General features: G+C 48.5%; 13 protein-coding genes. 1 reads left to right on the top strand and 12 read right to left on the bottom strand.

The window, feature by feature from the left end:
* Positions 1-128 precede the first annotated feature (128 nt).
* Genes H6786_01110 through H6786_01100 form a run of 3 tightly spaced genes read right to left on the bottom strand, consistent with a single transcriptional unit; the run spans position 129 to position 3,284 of the window.
* Entirely contained in the window at positions 129-1,091 is a 963-nt protein-coding gene (locus H6786_01110; GenBank protein ID MCB9815970.1) for a D-alanine--D-alanine ligase, read from the bottom strand.
* Between the two features lie 21 nt (positions 1,092-1,112).
* On the bottom strand, positions 1,113-1,997 hold the full coding sequence (locus tag H6786_01105) for a hypothetical protein (GenBank protein ID MCB9815969.1): 885 nt from the start codon (positions 1,995-1,997) through the stop codon (positions 1,113-1,115).
* 51 nt (positions 1,998-2,048) lie between these two features.
* Complete coding sequence (locus H6786_01100) at positions 2,049-3,284, bottom strand: GIY-YIG nuclease family protein (protein MCB9815968.1); 1,236 nt, start codon at positions 3,282-3,284, stop codon at positions 2,049-2,051.
* Between the two features lie 162 nt (positions 3,285-3,446).
* On the opposite strand from H6786_01100, the gene H6786_01095 reads away from it, so the two are divergent.
* Positions 3,447-3,779, top strand: coding sequence for a hypothetical protein (locus tag H6786_01095; protein ID MCB9815967.1), 333 nt, complete (start codon positions 3,447-3,449; stop codon positions 3,777-3,779).
* A gap of 47 nt (positions 3,780-3,826) precedes the next feature.
* On the opposite strand, the gene uvrA is transcribed toward H6786_01095, so the two are convergent.
* The 9 genes from uvrA to H6786_01050 form a co-directional block, all read right to left on the bottom strand.
* A complete protein-coding gene (uvrA, locus tag H6786_01090) occupies positions 3,827-6,478 on the bottom strand; it encodes an excinuclease ABC subunit UvrA (protein MCB9815966.1) in 2,652 nt (883 codons plus the stop codon).
* 69 nt (positions 6,479-6,547) lie between these two features.
* Complete coding sequence (locus tag H6786_01085; GenBank protein ID MCB9815965.1) at positions 6,548-7,888, bottom strand: HAMP domain-containing histidine kinase; 1,341 nt, start codon at positions 7,886-7,888, stop codon at positions 6,548-6,550.
* Positions 7,885-10,428, bottom strand: coding sequence for a hypothetical protein (locus tag H6786_01080; GenBank protein ID MCB9815964.1), 2,544 nt, complete (start codon positions 10,426-10,428; stop codon positions 7,885-7,887). Before H6786_01080 ends, H6786_01085 begins: the two co-directional genes overlap by 4 nt.
* A 14-nt stretch (positions 10,429-10,442) precedes the next feature.
* The gene (locus H6786_01075) at positions 10,443-11,252 is read right to left on the bottom strand and encodes a response regulator (GenBank protein ID MCB9815963.1); all 810 of its coding nucleotides are present in this window, start codon (positions 11,250-11,252) and stop codon (positions 10,443-10,445) included.
* 51 nt (positions 11,253-11,303) lie between these two features.
* Positions 11,304-13,373 (bottom strand): excinuclease ABC subunit UvrB, encoded by a 2,070-nt coding sequence (gene uvrB, locus H6786_01070; GenBank protein MCB9815962.1) that lies wholly within the window; start codon positions 13,371-13,373, stop codon positions 11,304-11,306.
* The gene (locus H6786_01065) at positions 13,369-13,911 is read right to left on the bottom strand and encodes a prepilin-type N-terminal cleavage/methylation domain-containing protein (protein MCB9815961.1); all 543 of its coding nucleotides are present in this window, start codon (positions 13,909-13,911) and stop codon (positions 13,369-13,371) included. Before H6786_01065 ends, uvrB begins: the two co-directional genes overlap by 5 nt.
* A gap of 224 nt (positions 13,912-14,135) precedes the next feature.
* Positions 14,136-14,801, bottom strand: a complete 666-nt coding sequence (locus H6786_01060) for an HD domain-containing protein (protein MCB9815960.1) — start codon at positions 14,799-14,801, stop codon at positions 14,136-14,138.
* A 70-nt stretch (positions 14,802-14,871) separates the two neighbouring features.
* Complete coding sequence (tgt, locus tag H6786_01055) at positions 14,872-16,071, bottom strand: tRNA guanosine(34) transglycosylase Tgt (protein MCB9815959.1); 1,200 nt, start codon at positions 16,069-16,071, stop codon at positions 14,872-14,874.
* 151 nt (positions 16,072-16,222) lie between these two features.
* Positions 16,223-16,774, bottom strand: a complete 552-nt coding sequence (locus H6786_01050) for an FKBP-type peptidyl-prolyl cis-trans isomerase (GenBank protein MCB9815958.1) — start codon at positions 16,772-16,774, stop codon at positions 16,223-16,225.
* Positions 16,775-16,776 lie beyond the last annotated feature (2 nt).

The raw sequence follows: 16,776 nt of genomic DNA, 5'->3' as shown, positions 1-16,776 counted from the left end.
CTTTGCTTGCGTACACATCTGAGCATGATACCTGTGAACGCAGGGGCAGAAAGCTTTGCTTACTGGCCACTACCTCCTCAAGTGCGCACTATATTACTGTCCCCTCCTCTGTAAGTCAAGGCGTTTTACTACACTTGTGCAGTTTCGACCAGATGCTGGATCAGCTGAGGGTACTCAAGACCAATGGCAGCAGCTGCCTTTGGGAATAGTGATTCAGATGTGAGTCCTGGAAGCGTATTTACCTCAAGGAAGTAGACTTCGCCGTTGCGTACGATGAAGTCACTTCGTGAGTAGTTTTGACACTCGATCACATCGTGCACCAGTGCAGCTATCTCGCCGAGCTTTGATTTCTCGTGGTAGGTGAATCTGCCTGGGACTATCTCTTCAGTTTGTCCATTGTATTTATCATCGTAAGAAAAGAGCGGTTTACCGTTTGGCGGAACGATCTCCACAACTGGAAGTATGTAGAGAGACTCATTACGAAAATCGTTAAGCACACCGACTGTCGCCTCTCGACCACGAATAAATTCTTCAATAAGAACCTGCTCGTGTTGTTGTAAGAGTTCTTCAAGGACTGTATGAAGGCGTTCCTGATTAGGTACATAGTAAGCGCCAACAGAGGATCCGCTTGCGATAGGCTTTACAAAAAGCTCTTTTCCAATGTCGCTGACGATCTGTGGAACCGCTTCTGCAATATTGTCTACCTCTTCACGCCCAAAGCGACGATGTCTTGGCATGGCGATACCGTGCGACTGTAGGGTTCGCTTGGTGAGTTCTTTGTTGAATGCGATCGCTGAAGGTAGAGAGCGGCTGCCGGTGAATGGAATATTGTTTCGCTCTAAAATACGCTGCACTTGCCCATCTTCTCCGTAGTGTCCATGTAGCGCAATAAAAACGACATCAATACCCTCAAGGAGCTGTTGTGGGGTGCGTACAATACCGTCGTACAGCCATTCACCTTGCCTTGTGATAACTATATCTCTCGTTGGATATTGGAGGCCGCGAAGCGCATTTAAAACCCCCTTTCCTGTTTCCATTGAGACAGCATATTCTTCACTCGGGCCGCCTCGAAGTACTGCAACTCTTTTCATAACTATATGTAAAGTATAGCACTAGAGCTTGTGCTCGTGATCAAGCACTCCACTCCCATAGACACCCTCGAGAAGATCGAGGTCCTTTTGTGACTTTCGCAGAAGTGCATTGTTGTACTCAGCCATTTTGGTAAGCATTGCGTGTCCAGCTTCATCACCAGCAATTGTTTCGTAGAAACGGCGAAAGGCCTCAAAATCCTTGATGAAACAATGGCCGCCTGCGCCACGTTGTACTTCGTCTGCTTGGTTAATGTGACCGCTCGTGTGGATCGGCTTAGTATGACTTTCTCCTACGCGCGGATCGTGAATAAGGGCACGCCGAACCACTTCAAAGTCTCCACCAGCTTTGGTGACTGCATCATATAGCGTGTTCATGAAGATCACCTTTGTATACAAGAAACAGTTACCAGCGTACTTTACGAGTTCGGACTCGCGAGAGGTCATGATGGTCTCGTATGGTGCATTTGGAAGTACTTCCAGTACAGTCTGAGCAGCTCGCTTGTGTTCAGGAGTGTCCTTTGGAATGCCGACGATGTTACGATTTGGGTTTGAGGCATCGTAGGCCGCAGTCTTCTCGGCAAGGAATTCTGGGCTGTGGAGCACAATGATGTCTGGGAAGGCGTCTTGGAGCTCTTCAACTACACCCGGTAAAGTGGTTGATTTGATGACTGCCGTCTTGCCTTTGCCAATGTTGCTTAGTGAATCACGGAGGATCGAATCGTCAAAACCGTCTGGAGTGGTTGGGGTTGGTACTGCAATGAGTGTCACTTCACAGCTTGCGATCTTATCTTTATTTTCGCGGTATGGTTCTTCTAGGGCATAGCGTACGGTCTTGTAGCCGCGTCGCTCAAAGTCGTCCGCATAATGCTTACCGATCCAGCCTTGCCCGATAAATCCGATTGTCATGTCTTTTGTACTCATAGTTACTGCATTAGAACCGACAGTATAGCAGATTGGTTACGAGCGAAGTTTTTTACTGCGCCTAGCACGATGGAAGTTCACTGCAAAACGGTGTGATTCTGCATTGGCTAGGAGGATGGATTGCTGGTGAAGCTCTAGGAGGCTCTTCTGGCCGATTAGGCGGATCGGTTTGTGGCGGTCGTCTTTGACGACCGCCACTACTGGAATATGAAAGCCAGTGGCTTTCAAGGTGCGTTCTGCTGCATTTTTCTGCGCCGTTGAGCCGTCGACCACGATCAGTTGTGGAAATGGCCATTCGGGGTGCTTGAGGCGGCGAGCCAGCACTTCACTGAGTGCTGCTGGATCGTTCGCGTCGTCGAGCGTCCTGATCTTAAATTGCCGATACTCACTCTTGGCTGGCTCGCCGCCTTCCACCACGGTCATCACCCCCACCATATCTGTCCCCTGTAAATGTGCAATGTCATAGGCTTCGATCCTGATGCGTTTTTCGTCGCGGTAGACACGAGAGTCATCTTTGATGAGGGCAATATCTTGAATGTGCTGCAGCGCAAAAATACGACCCTTGATCACTTGAGCTTTCTCGAACCTCTCAGCTTTTGCAAGCTGCATCATCTCTTTCTCGAGTTCTTTGATGACTAGCTGCTTCTTTCCTTGAAAAAAGAGTTTGATGTGGCGGATCGTCTTGCGGTACTCAGTTTTAGATTGTTGGTCAGGATAGAGTCCGATCTGTCGGTTGAAGTCGATCCGTCCTTTCGCTAGCTTTGTCTTCTCTTTTCCGACGGGTGCTTTAGTATCGTAAAATTTAAACAGTCGACGTACGATCTTGAGTGCTTCGCGAAATAACATCCCGCTCGGAAATGGCCCGAACTCATACTTTATCTCTTTCTCAGTAAAGGATTCTGTCAGGTCTTTACCTCGCACCACCAGCACACGCGGCCACTCCTCGTTGGTGATCACAAGATGGTTGTAGCTTTTATCATCCTTGCTTCGGGTATTGTAGTGCGGTTTGTGGGTACGGATGAGGTTGGTCTCGAGAATAAGTGCTTCGAGCACGCTGTCCGTTTCTGTCCATTCAACCGTCTTGGCTTCGGCTACCATTTTCTCAATCAGTTCAGAGCGTTTTTCCTTGATATCGTCAGTAAAGTAGCTGCGTACTCGATTGCGTAGTGAGGTTGCCTTGCCTATGTAGAGAATCTTTTTTCGGGCGCCTAGAAAGAAGTACACACCTGGCGTATCTGGCAGTTTTTTCTTTTGCAGGCTTTCCTTATTCATAGAAATGACTATAGCAGATGTCATCACAGGTGCATAACTGCCATAATTTTTTGCAGAAGCTGCTACAATTAAAGTCTAGAACAGTTACTCAAAATTGAATCTGCAGCGTAGTTACGGAGGTGCACGATGACTACGAGGATAGCAAAGGAGAAAAAGAGAAAATTGCAGGACGAAACCAAGAAACAGCTGCGAGAGTTCTTGCTTCAAAACCGTCAACTTATGAACAAGAAAAACGTTCATGAGCATGGTTTCTGGATGCATGTCTTCCACTTCTTCTACGGTGAATACCCTAAAGACAGTGGTGTGTCGCTACCGACCCCGGGCAATCCTTATGGGTTGACAGTGACTCAGCCTCCAATCGGATCGAATGATCCGCGCTGGGACGAGTTGCTGGTTGCAAAGGAGGCTTTGCGGTTGATCCAGCAAGTGATCGTCGAACTCGAGCAAGAAAATGCTGCTCCCGGTTCTCTCGGTGAACGAGCAAGCTTGGCGTGATGTCCCGCATATTCAAAGCGGCCACAACTGTGGCCGCTTTTTTCTTTTTACAATATCTTCTTTAAGTATCGTCCTGTGTGTGACTTCTCGTTTTCAGCCACTTCTTCTGGTGTGCCTTTTGCGACGATTTGACCGCCGCCAGCACCGCCTTCAGGACCGATATCAATGATGTAGTCAGCGCTCTTAATAAAGTCGAGGTTGTGTTCGATCACTACCACGGTATTGCCGTGGTTTACCAGCTGTTGGAGAATCTCGATAAGCTTTTTGACGTCCTCGTAGTGCAGACCCACAGTTGGTTCGTCGAGTAAGTAGATACTTTTTTGCGTATGTGGCCGATAAAGCTCAGAGGCGATTTTTACGCGTTGCGCTTCCCCGCCCGAGAGTGTTGTAGCACTTTGACCAAGCTCTAAGTACCCAAGGCCAACATCGAGTAGTGATTTCAAACGCTCCTGAATCGCAGGCACGTCAATATAGAACTCATGCGCATCCTCAATGGTCATGTGGAGCACGTCGTGAATATTTTTACCCTTGTAGTACACCTCGAGGGTTTCCTTGGTGAAGCGCGTACCATCACAGACATCACAAGTTACATACACGGTTGGCAAGAAGTGCATTTCAACTGCAATTACTCCATTGCCCTGACAGGCTTCACAACGTCCTCCTTTTACGTTGAAGCTAAAACGTCCCGGTTTCCAACCGCGCGCTCGAGCTTCACTGGTGGCAGCAAAGAGATCACGGATATGTGTAAAAGCCCCAGTGTACGTAGCTGGGTTTGAGCGTGGCGTGCGACCGATTGGAGATTGGTCGATCAAGATCGAACGACCAAGGTACTCAGTGCCAGTGATCGATGAGCAGTTGAAGGTCTTGGCGGTGCGGTAGCGCTTCTCGAGCCGAGCCTTGAGATTGCGGTCAAGAATTTCGTACATGAAAGTCGACTTTCCAGAACCCGACACCCCAGTGATACACACAAAACGACCGAGTGGCACGTCGACATTCATGTTCTTAATGTTGAAGGCTTTTCCGCCTTTGATCTGAATCTTTCCCTTTTCACTCGTACGCCGTTCAGGAACTTCGATCTTTTTATCACCGCGAAGGTAGTCGAGCGTGATCGACTTTGATTGATTCGTTTTTGCACTCAGCAGCTTATCGAGATGATCAGCGACGATCACACTACCGCCGTGCACACCAGCACCCGGGCCGATATCCACCAGATAATCTGAAGCATAGATCGTGTCCTCATCGTGTTCTACTACCACGATGGTATTGCCGAGATCGCGTAGTTCCTGAAGCGTTTTGATCAGCTTGTCGTTATCACGCTGGTGAAGTCCAATCGATGGTTCGTCGAGTACGTAGAGTGCGCCTACAAGCCCAGAACCAAGCTGCGAGGCGAGTCGGATACGCTGTGCTTCGCCACCTGAAAGTGTATTCGCGCGGCGATCAAGCGTGAGGTACTCGATACCTACATCCTTCATGAAGTCCAGTCGCTCGATCACCTCACGTAGTGCTGGCCAGGCAATTTCCTCTTGCTTCTTGCTGAGCTTGAGATTTGCAACGAAGTTCGCTGCTTCACTTACTGTAAGTTTGGTGAAGTCTACGATGTTCACTCCGAGATCTTTCTTGTCATCGCCACCAAGGTACACGCGAAGTGCTTCCTTACGGAGACGGGCACCGTTACACACCGGACATTCGTCTGACTGGAAAATGCCAACCACCCCGAGACCGTTACATTCGGGACATGCTCCGTATGGTGAGTTGAATGAAAAGAGACGTGGCTCTACTTCTGGGAAGGATGATCCGTCTACCGGACAGGTGAACTTGGCTGAAAGTGTGCGTTCTGAGCCGTCTGGACTTTCGATCTTGACCATGCCATTTGCTTCCATCAGAGCCAATTCTACGGCCTCTGAGAGGCGCTCTCGTGAGCCTTTTGGATCGTCGGTGAATTCACTGACATAGATCTCGTCGATCAGGACATCGATGTCGTGTCGTTTGGTTTTGGTGAGTACGATCTTCTCGCGGAGCTGCTTCACTTCCCCATCGATTTTCACTGTTTCATATCCCTTGCCGAGCAGATCGTAGAGCATCTGGTAGTATTCACCCTTTCGACCAACCACCACCGGCGCAAAGATCGAGACACGGCCTTTTGAAACCTCGATACCGAGGACTTTTTCTGACTGCTTCTTGGTTGCTGCCTTCACTTCCCTGTCTTCGATAGACTTAAGTACAATGCCGAGGATCTCGTCTTGTGAGAGCTTTTGGATCGGTACATCGACGTCGATACAGTATGGTTGTCCAATGCGCGCATAGACGATACGAAGATAGTCGTAGATCTCAGTGATAGTTGCGACAGTTGATCGTGGGTTGCGTGAGGCAGATTTTTGGTCGATTGAAATAGCTGGTGAGAGACCAGAGATCTCATCAACATCAGGCTTCTGCATTTTGTTAAGAAACTGTCGTGCATACGGCGAAAGTGACTCGACATACCGGCGCTGTCCTTCGGCAAAAATAGTATCAAATGCAAGCGATGACTTACCGGAACCAGAGGGGCCGGTGATAGCGATCATTTTGCCACGTGGCATCTCGACATCAATGTTCTTGAGGTTGTGGGTGCGCGCGCCACGTACAATGATCTTCCCGCCATCGACGCTGTTTCCTTCCTCCCATTTGGTCTTAGTCTGTGGTTTTTTCTTTGGTGTAGGCATATACATAGGCCTCCGCGTGTGGGCGAAGGTTGGTATTGGTCATTATACAGATACTGGACTTAGGTGCAATTACTCTAGCGGCAAGGACAGTACGATATGTGAACCGACTCCCTTGATAGACTCGACACCGATAGTGCCACCCAAAAGCTCAATAAGCTTTTTTGTAATGTACATACCAAGACCAGTTCCCGTTGTGGCAGTTTGTTCGACATTTCCGACTCGTTCGAATGGAGCAAACAGCTTTTTCTGGTCTTCTGCACTGATGCCCATACCGGTGTCCATGACACGTATGATCACTCGCTCTCTTTCTTCTTGGACGCTTAATTCAACTGATCCTTCATTTGTGTACTTGATAGCGTTATTTACGATGTTGATCAGAACTTGAGTGAGTCGATTCTTGTCCGTAGAGACTGGGAGTGGCTTAGTTCCTGGCTTGTACGTTAGAGATAATCCCTTTTCTGTAGCTGTTGGCTTCAAGTCTTCTGCCACTGCGATCACTACCTTTCTGACGTCGATCGTCTCCATTTGTAGATCCATTTTTCCAGATTGCAGACGAGCCACTTCAAGGAAGTCATTAACGAGTGCTACTAATCGTTCAGCTGAAGTTCGAATGTTACTCACATAGCGTTTGTCTGTTGCCTCAATTGACTCAGATTCTTGCAAGAAACTCGCATAGCCCTTAATGGCAGTGAGCGGTGCGCGGAACTCATGTGCGATCATGTTGGAGAAGAGGTCTCGGTCTCGTAGTTGAGTCTGTAGTTTGCTGTGTTCAACGCTCCAGTGCGTTTGGCGGTTGATCCAATATGCGAGCGCGATCAAAAATAAGAATATTGCGGTAAGTCCATAGTAGGATTCTTGTCGTCGAGCAGCCATTACCGCATCGATCATGCTGAAGCTATGTTCTGAAAAGACATAGTAATCGACTGTATCGGTCTGCACTTGCCTGAAGACTTGCCAGACACGAACACCGTCAATTTGCAGTGGCACAATAACGGGGCCACTTTTAACTGCACCCGGAAGCGTTTCAAATGTAGCGGTGGACTCATCGTAACTATTGATCAGGTCTTCACGTAGTGCGTGTGTGATAAGTAAACCACTCTCAGTGACTTTAAGGATTCTAACCTTAGTAATATCTGGATTTTCTGCACCGTAGTAATTGATGAGATTGCTTAAAAGCTCATCCTGGTATCCTGGTGTCTGCAAGACTGCAGCAATAGTGTCGTGCAGCATCGCAACTCGCTTCTTTTCAGCGGTGTCGATGTTGTCGTATGCTGTTGCGAAGAAATTTTGTGTCACCCATACGAAGATCAGTGGAAACACGAATACTAAAATGGCAACGAGCACCATTCGTGAGTTTGACTTCATGATCTTCAGTCCTCGTTCAAGGACAGTGAGTGTTTCTGAGATCATGCTGGCTGATCAGCTTTGCGTGCAATCAGTACGGGAGCTTCGGTGACGACAGGCTCACTATCGTTAGTGTCTGATGAGTCGGGGGTATCTGTCTCGTCTTTGGTTCGAAGGCTGATGCCGAGCATGAGTAGGATAATACCAAAGGCTAGAATGCCCATACCAACTACGGCATTGTACGGCTTTGTGCTTGGGGTCGTAACAGAATCAACGGTTACGACACCAGCTTCAGCTGCGTCTACTGGTGTGAACGCTTGAGCTTCCTTCACAAACCTAAATGGCTTACTTTGCGCCACGATGGCACCGGCGTTGTCTGTAACCGCTACGTACACATCATGCTCACCGTCCTCAAGCTCCTTGTCAAAGGTGTAGACAAACGCTCCGTCTGCATCAGTACGCACCGTGACCACAGTCGGAGCGCTAAAGATGTATAGAGTGACGATGCTGTTTGGTAAAGCTTGTCCTCGAATCTCAGTTTGTACCCGTCGGTCAGTGTTGTTGTTTTCCACTGCTACAACAGGCGCAACTTCCTTCACGATGAGCTCTTCTTCACGTTCGACGCCAATCGTTTCTTTTGGTGACTCAAATTCGATGATCGCTTCGGCAGATGCATCCTTTGGGTTGTATCCACGCATGATCTCAATACCGTCAGCAATACCATCACCATCGCTGTCGTTAGTATTTGGGTCAGTGCCGTATAGCGTACGTTCGTCGATATCTGATATACCATCACCATCGCTGTCAGTGGCAGTTTCTCCCGCTGAACGATCCTTTCTAAGTTGTTCGAAGGTATCGATACGGTTTTGGAGGTCTTCGATGCGCTCTGTTACTTTTACACTCAGTTCCGACACAAGAGAAGCTCCCTCCTCAGACGCTACGGTGTTTTGGATTAGTGATTCACGCTTTTCTGCCAATGCTTTCTTTGCCGCGTCGATCAAGATCTGGTCACCTGATTGCTTAGCTGAAGCATAGTTCTTCAGTAATGTATTGAGGTCGGTAGAGTTTGTTCGCAGGAGTGTGTCCGCGTCACGTTCGACCTGCGTTAGTGGGTTTGTTGTTGTGCGAGGTTGTAATGTTTCTGTCGAAAGTTTCTCTGCTTTTTTCGCTGAGTCCTCAGATTCTGTTTCAACAGTAATAAACTCACGAACCTTTGGTTCTTCGATTAGTTTTGGTTCAGTGACAGAAACAGGAAATGGTTCAGAAGTTGGTTCTGTGCCGTTTGTTTTGAGTGCAGCATCAAGCACTGGTTCAGTTACTGTGTTGGTTACGGTCGTTGGCGCGTTGTATATTTTTACCTTAACGGGGTTCGAGAGGATCTTTACTCCATCAGCTTGTGTGACAGCGTGTAGCTCGTACTCACCATTAGCAAAGTTCTTTGTATTAAAAACCACTTTCCAGCCACTGGTAGATTTGAATGCTAGTGAAACAAATGTTCGTTCAGTTGACTTGAGGTTGCGAGCATATATCTCAACGGAACGGAGATCGAGAGGCGCGTCAATAGTTAATGTCACAAAGCCTGAAGCTGGCTCACTGAAATTCTTTCTGAGGTCAAGCTTTGCTGGTTCTGGTTCGTCTGCTGGTTCTTCATCTTCAACTACTACCAATCCAGTTGCGTTGTCATCTGTGGTTTGCACAGTATCAACAGCATCAGTGGTCGGAGTGTCATCGAGTGTAGTGTCTGTCGCGCCAGTCACGTCTGGTACAACAGCGTCAGCGTCCGTGCCGTCGGTGGAAACATCAGTGGAGCTTGTGCCGTCTGCAGCATTGCCTGTGCCAGAATTGTCAACTTCTTCAACTGGTGTCGGCTCAGGAATCACGACTTCAAATACTGGAGTGTCGAAAGTGACTAGTTCATTATCAATGAGAGCCTTACCGGTCACGACAACACGGTAAAAGCCTCTTTCAAGCTCTACGTATGGGATGAGTACGCTATAGGTGTCTGTGGTAACTCCATTGAGTGGTAGTTCATGTCTGAAATCCAAAGGAGCAGAAACTAAATATGCTCGTACATTTTCTGTGCTACGCAACAAGAATTTTATGGTGAATGGCTCGTCGACAGCGGTTGGCACCGGCGACATGAGGTCGAAGTGCGGTGGTGGTATAAGATTTGTTGGTTCACTGAGCGTTCCGTCTGTTGTGGTGCTGATGCTGATCGTCTCTGCTTTAAGTGCTAGGTTGTGTGTTGATAAAACGCCAGAAGCAAGCATAGTTGAGCCAACAAGCATAAAACAAAATGAGCTCACATAAGCTATGAGATACATAGCATGTCGAAAGTCCCGATCGAATTCTCTAATACTGTTGCTTTTTGAAAGCACTGCTGGAGGCACAGCTGATGGTAATGTGACCGCATCGCTAGCAGTTGCTTCAGGCTTAGGCTGCGGGACACTCTTCTTTTTTGACGCAACCTTTTTGACAGCAGTTTTTTTAGCAACCGCTTTCTTTGGAGCTGCTTTTCGCACTGACTTGCGAGCAGACTTTTTAGCTGTTTTCTTTACAGCTTGAGTAGTTTTTTTTACTGTTTTTGTCTGCTTTGGTGACGGCATGGGTATATGTATTTTTATGCCTTTGCATGTGCAGCTATTTTATCAATGAGTTCTGAGAGATCGGTCATGGCTTTCACGTAGAAACCAGCAGCTCCGAGTTGTTTAGCTCGAGCACGATCTTCCTGACCATCCTTGTTTGAAAAGACGATCACAGGCACGTCTTTAAGCATTTCGTCAGCCTTGACTTCCTGCAGGACTTCGAATCCGCTTTTGCCTGGGAGCATAAGGTCAAGAATGATGATGTCAGGCTTAAATTGGTGCATTGCCTCAAGCGCGCCAGAGCCATCCACACTGAATTCATACGGGAACGATGATTTCTCCATCCGCACAGAGAGAAGATTTCGTAGTAGTGGGTCGTCTTCAACCACATACACCCTGATACCGGTTTTTGTAACAGTCGTTTCAGTTGGGGTGATATCAATATCGGAACTGCCAGCAAAGGTGTCTCCTTGGTCAAAAATAGCACGCATTTTCTGAATAACTGAAGCTGCTGGTTCGTCTGGAGTGGTGTAGTCTGCTGCGCCGCTTGAGAGAGCGGTTTGAATAGATTCTGTCGTATCATCAACTTGCACAAGGATCGGCATAACAGCCGTGACACCAACGCTCCGGAGGAGAGCCAAAGTGTCGTTGCAGGCGACTCCTTCATGGAGGTGATTTAGTAGGACCAGATCAATGTCCAGCTCGGCAACCTTCTCCGGGGTAACCTCGCTGCAAGGAAGTGATTCCACCTCCACTCCTTCTGAAGTGAGCATTGAAGCAACTTCGCTTAACTGCGCACTTTCGCTGTCCACAACAAGGACGCGCTTGTTACTGAGTACTGACATATATGAAATAATAGCACCTAACCTTGGCGTTACATGCTAGTAACTCACAGACTACTTGGCATTCTGCTCTTCCAGGTATTTGATCTCATCACGAATGATGGCAGCTGTTTCAAAGTCTAAAATGGCTACGGCTTCCTCCATCTGTCGGCGCTTTTCTTTCAGGACTTTCTTAGGGTTTTTCCTAAAGAGCTCCATGTCTACCTTGAGTAATGTGTCTACCGTCTCGTCGTGATCAGTGCGGAGTTGATCAGCAATCGACTTGATCTCTTTAGCGATAGTCTTTGGTGTGATCCCGTGTTCCTTGTTGTATGTCAGCTGCATTTCACGACGACGTGTTGTCTCACTGATCGCATATTCAAGTGAATCAGTTATCTCGTCCGCGTAGAGGATCACCCGACCGTTTACATTTCGAGCAGCACGACCAATGGTCTGAATGAGGGCTGTTTCGCTGCGGAGAAACCCAGCTTTGTCAGCATCGAGAATCGCAACCAGCTCTACTTCAGGTAGGTCGAGCCCCTCGCGCAGGAGGTTCACACCGACCAAGCAGTCAAAGGTCCCTTTTCGAAAGTCGGTCAAGATCTCAATCCGTTCGATGGTCTCCACATCACTATGAATATACTTGGTCTTGATGTTCTTTTCTTCAAGAAACTCTGCCAAGTCTTCAGCCATTTGCTTCGTGAGTGTGGTTACGAGCACGCGCGCTCCCCTGCCGATCACTTTTACCGACTCATCAATGAAGTCCTTCACTTGGCCTGGATACTCACCTTCCTCGACGATCCCGCGCACATCGATCTCGGGGTCTACCAGTCCGGTCGGGCGGATGATCTGCTCAATTGGCTTCAGACCCTCTTTTTCAAGTGCTGCCAGCTCAAACTTGCCAGGTGTTGCGGTAGTGTAGATTTGTTGCCCGACACGTTCTTCGAACTCCGCGAACTTGAGCGGTCGGTTGTCGACCGCGCTCGGGAGACGGAAACCAAATTCAACCAATGTCTTCTTGCGTGACTGGTCGCCGGCGTACATACCATTGAGTTGTGGAATCGTCACGTGTGATTCGTCGATAATGGTTAAGAAATCTGGCGTACCGTCTTCCTTGTGTGGGAAGTATGAAAGGAGTGTGTATGGCGCTTCGCCGGCCTTACGACGGTCGAAGTGGCGCGAGTAGTTTTCGATACCATTACAGTACCCAACCTCTCGAATCAGCGCGAGATCGTGCTCGGTTCGTCGTTTGAGACGCTCAGCTTCAAGGATCTTCCCTTCCTTCTTGAAATATTTGAGTTGTTCATCAAGCTCAAGCTTGATGTCAGCCATAGCGACCTTTCGTTCGTCCTCTGGAGTAACGAAGTGCTTGGCTGGAAAAAGGAAGAATACCTCAGGTTCATCGATGATCGAACGTGAAACGCCGTCAATTTTTGTAATATTCGATACCTTGTTGCCAGAAAAGCCAAGTCGATAAATAACTCGCTCGTTGGTCGGCATGATCTCTACTGTGTTCCCTACTGCTCGAAAATGTCCTGGAGTGAGGTCAGCATTGGTGCGCTCGAAGTACATGTCTACCAGGACTCGGAGCATGTCAGTGCGAGTGGTCTCGAAACCACGTTCAATGCGCAAATGCTTCTTTTCATATTCTGCCGGAGAGCCCAGGCCGTAGATGCACGAGACAGACGCCACAATGATCACGTCTTCTCGGGTCAGAAGAGCTTGAGTACTGGCGTGACGAAGTCGATCGATCTCTTCGTTGATCTGCGCTTCCTTCTCGATATAGGTATCACTGGTCGGCATGTATGCCTCTGGTTGGTAGTAATCGTAGTACGACACGAAGTAGTGTACGGCATTGTTTGGAAAAAAATCTTTGTACTCTTGTGCCAGCTGTGCTGCGAGTGTTTTGTTGTGTGCGATCACTAGGGTTGGCTTCTGGATCTGCTGGATCACGTTTGCGGCGGTAAAGGTCTTACCGGAGCCAGTCACTCCCAAAAGCGTCTGGTGTCGATTACCAGCTTTGATCCCCTGTACCAGCGCCTCGATCGCCTTCGGTTGATCTCCGGCTGGTTGCTTGTCGGTTGCGATCTCAAATTTCACCTTGCTACTATAGCGTGAATGAGTAAATGTGGAAACAGCGCTAATTCTGGCAGTTTACGCAGTATCCTGGGTGGTTGATTGGCTTCGAAAGATGCGAACGACAAGCGCCTTCCACACAGTAGTAGACTGCACTATTGATATCAAAACTAGCAGCCCAATCTGCGTCTGGGAACTTACATTGTGCAGGTTGTCCGATCGGGCAAAAACGAATACTGACCTGCATGATCCGCTTTGATGGATCATCTGGGTCTTCCCAATTGTCCCAGTCAAACACACTGCCAGGCCACGCTGCGTCGGGCCAGATACCAGGGCCGAGGAACTCTTCTAGACCAGGGGGGATATTACGGTTGGTATCAGCTGGATACTCACCATATTTTGAACGGTACTGCACTAGTGATTTGTGAATTGAGCTTAGCTCTTGTGTCGCTCTAGCAAGACGCGCTGATTCTCGTGCTTCCCCTAGCTTGGGAAGAATAATGCTCGCAAGAATAGCAATGATACTGATGACGATCAGCAGCTCAATGATCGTGTAGCCACGATTGTTATTTTTTTGCAAAAATGCGTTCTTTCTTATAGCGTGCATACACAAAAAGACAGAGTAAAAAGATATGGATACCAAACGCAGCGCGATATAGATAGTACGCTGGTTCCCCGACATCGTATGTGACACGGCCATACACAATGAGCGAACTTAATGCTACATGCAGTAGCGCGAAGAGCCATCCGAATAATGATACTTTGTACCAAGTCATATTAAAAGTATAGCACTTAGAAAATAAAAAAACCGGGAGTGTCCATACTCCCGGTTTAGGCTAGTAAGTCGTGACCCACTTCACTGTCTTCGTTGTCATACATGTGGTCGGACTTGATCTGCTCGGCGATCGCTAGGTGTAGCTCACGCCAGAGCAGCTTAACTTGATGCGCCATGGGCAAGTAGTAGATGGTAGTCTCCCGTATCTTGCTTTGCTTCTTCCGTGGTGTGCCCCAGAGGGTGAGCATGTTGTGCAGCCTGTCTGCCAACTTGAGGATAATGGCAATCCTGCCCCCCATCCGCACCTTGTTAGCAGTGGCAACTGCGTGCCGTTCTGTCTTGCCGCCGTAGCGTGAGTACTCTGGCTTGGTCACTGCACGCACGAGATTCGCGACACGTTTGCCATACTTAGCTTCGATCTTGCGAAGCGTCCACAGGTGTGGCTTGTCTTCGACCAGATCGTGCAAAAAGGCTGCGATGATAAGATCAGCATCGTGGATCTTGAGCCAGCACAAAATGATGATCACGACTCCAAGCACATGTCTGAAGTAGCGCTCACCGCTATCGCGTGTCTGATCTCGATGCCCCCGAAAAGCATCACAGTACGCTTCCTGGATATCAGCGTATTCAGCCGAACCTTTATCCCACACTTGTGCTACTGCCCGCATGACAGATCGCTTGTCAGTGTGACTTTCAATGAGCTCCCAAATATGAGGAAGCATGACGAGTACCTCCTCGCATTACTTGGTTAAAACTACCGTGATAGTGCCACAAATTCACAAAAACGCAATCCTACATGCGCATGATCTCCTCACGTAAACGCTTTGTAAAATTCACTATGTAATAGAGATTGTGGAGGCTGGCGAGGTGTGGCCCCAGCATTTCTTGGCTGCGAAAGAGGTGTGCGAGGTAGGCTTTGGTGTAGTTCTGGCACACATAACAGTCACACGATTCATCCGGCTTGCTGAAGTCGCGTTGATATTTACTATTTAAAAGGTTTGTACGCTTATGTCCTTCATTAGTGCGCTCGTAGATGGTGCCGGTGCGAGCAATGCGGGTTGGTGCGACACAGTCAAACGTATCACAGCCAAGTTTTACGCCCTCAGTGATATCTTCTGGCTCGCCAATGCCAAGGAGATGTCGTGGCTTGTCTTCCGGCAAGATCTCATTTACTACCTGTACAGCCTCACCCAAATCTTCCTTAGTGAAGCTACCGCCAATTCCAAAGCCAGCAAAATCCATAGCGCCAAGTATTTTGGCGCTTTCGGCACGGAGGTCGAGATGACGCCCGCCTTGCACGACGCCGTAGAGACCTTGCTTCTTAAGCGCGTCATGGTTGCGCATGTGCGCCAAAATACTGCGCTTAGCCCAGCGGTGTGTACGATCCATCGCTTCGCGCTGATAGTCCTTATCAGCCGTTGGGCTGGTGCACTCATCAAACGCAATGATGATATCGGCACCGATATTATGCTGAATGTCGATCGAGCGCTCAGCGGTGAAGCGATGCATAGAGCCGTCGTGGTGTGAAGTAAAGGTCACCCCTTCTTCATCGATCACACAGAGCTTGCCATGGTCTTCTGCCATTTTCTTAGAGTAGACATTCAGCTCAGACTTTTCAGGATTTTCAGACACTTCTCCTTTGGCGAATTTAGTTACACCCTTTCCAAAGGCCGCGCCGAGTGAAAAGACCTGAAACCCACCACTGTCAGTGATGGTTGGCATGTTCCAGTTGGCAAACTTATGGAGTCCACCCGCTTCCTTGACCACATCATCACCCGGCTGCAGAAAGAGATGGTATGTATTGGCTAGGGCAACTTGATTGCCTACGTAGTCGCGCACGTCTTCTGGTTTGATGCTTTTCACCGTACCCTTTGTGCCGACTACCACAAAAGCTGGGGTTTGGATGTCCCCGTGTGGTGTATGAATTACGCCAGCACGCCCTAGCGTGCCCGGAATACGTTTTTCAATTTCAAATGTGATCGGATTACTCATAGGTCGCTTAGTCGCTCAGTTCTTCTGACGACCATACCGGCCTTCTGCGGGCCGGTATTGACGCTTCGCCGAAGACTTTCTGACGAAAGACCAAGCACTTCGGCTCCAGAGTCTCGTCAGAAGGACTGAACGACACGCTAGGATAGTATTTTTACTTGATTTCCATTAGCTCAATCGAGAAGACTAACGTTGCTCCACCAGGGATCGGGCCAACTCCAGAGTCACCATAGGCCATCGCTGGTGGAATAACGAGAATTCGCTGTCCGCCTACTTTCATGCCGACTAGTCCTTTATCCCAACCTTCGATTACTTGACCGCCACCAACTTTGAATTCAAATGGTGCTCCTCGCTTGTGCGAGTTATCAAATTCTTGTCCGCTTTGGAGTGTTCCAATGTAGTGCACTGCAACCACATCCCCCTCTTGTACTGCATCGCCTGTTCCAAATTTTACATCGTCAATTACCATACTTGCTAGTTTACCTTGATCATTTGCTGCTTGTAGAAAAGCGTTCGTTCGTGCCTGCTCAACATTGTCAGACGCCTCTACCACCACGATGCCTGGCTGTGCATCGATCGCCTGAGCGGATTGTGCTCCAACCGGACCTGAGCTGAAAAGAAGTGACTCTGCCTGAAACAGATAGAGACCGAGAGCCATAAAGAAAACACTTACACCAGCTCCAATGAGTTCAAATTTATTAAACATAC

The sequence above is a fragment of the Candidatus Nomurabacteria bacterium genome (genome assembly GCA_020632075.1).
In the GTDB taxonomy this organism is placed as follows: Bacteria; Patescibacteriota; Minisyncoccia; order Phycocordibacterales; family UBA918; genus OLB19.
Note: the sequence above shows the minus strand (reverse complement) of the source record. Positions and strands in the feature narration are given on the sequence as shown.

What these genes read in the sequence shown, in the direction of transcription:
- H6786_01110 (MCB9815970.1), bottom strand. Translation starts at nt 1,091, where the DNA reads ATGAAAAGAGTTGCAGTACTTCGAGGCGGCCCGAGTGAAGAATATGCT.
- H6786_01105 (MCB9815969.1), bottom strand. Translation starts at nt 1,997, where the DNA reads ATGACAATCGGATTTATCGGGCAAGGCTGGATCGGTAAGCATTATGCG.
- H6786_01100 (MCB9815968.1), bottom strand. Translation starts at nt 3,284, where the DNA reads ATGAATAAGGAAAGCCTGCAAAAGAAAAAACTGCCAGATACGCCAGGT.
- uvrA (MCB9815966.1), bottom strand. Translation starts at nt 6,478, where the DNA reads ATGCCTACACCAAAGAAAAAACCACAGACTAAGACCAAATGGGAGGAA.
- H6786_01085 (MCB9815965.1), bottom strand. Translation starts at nt 7,888, where the DNA reads ATGATCTCAGAAACACTCACTGTCCTTGAACGAGGACTGAAGATCATG.
- H6786_01080 (MCB9815964.1), bottom strand. Translation starts at nt 10,428, where the DNA reads ATGCCGTCACCAAAGCAGACAAAAACAGTAAAAAAAACTACTCAAGCT.
- H6786_01075 (MCB9815963.1), bottom strand. Translation starts at nt 11,252, where the DNA reads ATGTCAGTACTCAGTAACAAGCGCGTCCTTGTTGTGGACAGCGAAAGT.
- H6786_01065 (MCB9815961.1), bottom strand. Translation starts at nt 13,911, where the DNA reads ATGCACGCTATAAGAAAGAACGCATTTTTGCAAAAAAATAACAATCGT.
- H6786_01060 (MCB9815960.1), bottom strand. Translation starts at nt 14,801, where the DNA reads ATGCTTCCTCATATTTGGGAGCTCATTGAAAGTCACACTGACAAGCGA.
- tgt (MCB9815959.1), bottom strand. Translation starts at nt 16,071, where the DNA reads ATGAGTAATCCGATCACATTTGAAATTGAAAAACGTATTCCGGGCACG.
- H6786_01050 (MCB9815958.1), bottom strand. Translation starts at nt 16,774, where the DNA reads ATGTTTAATAAATTTGAACTCATTGGAGCTGGTGTAAGTGTTTTCTTT.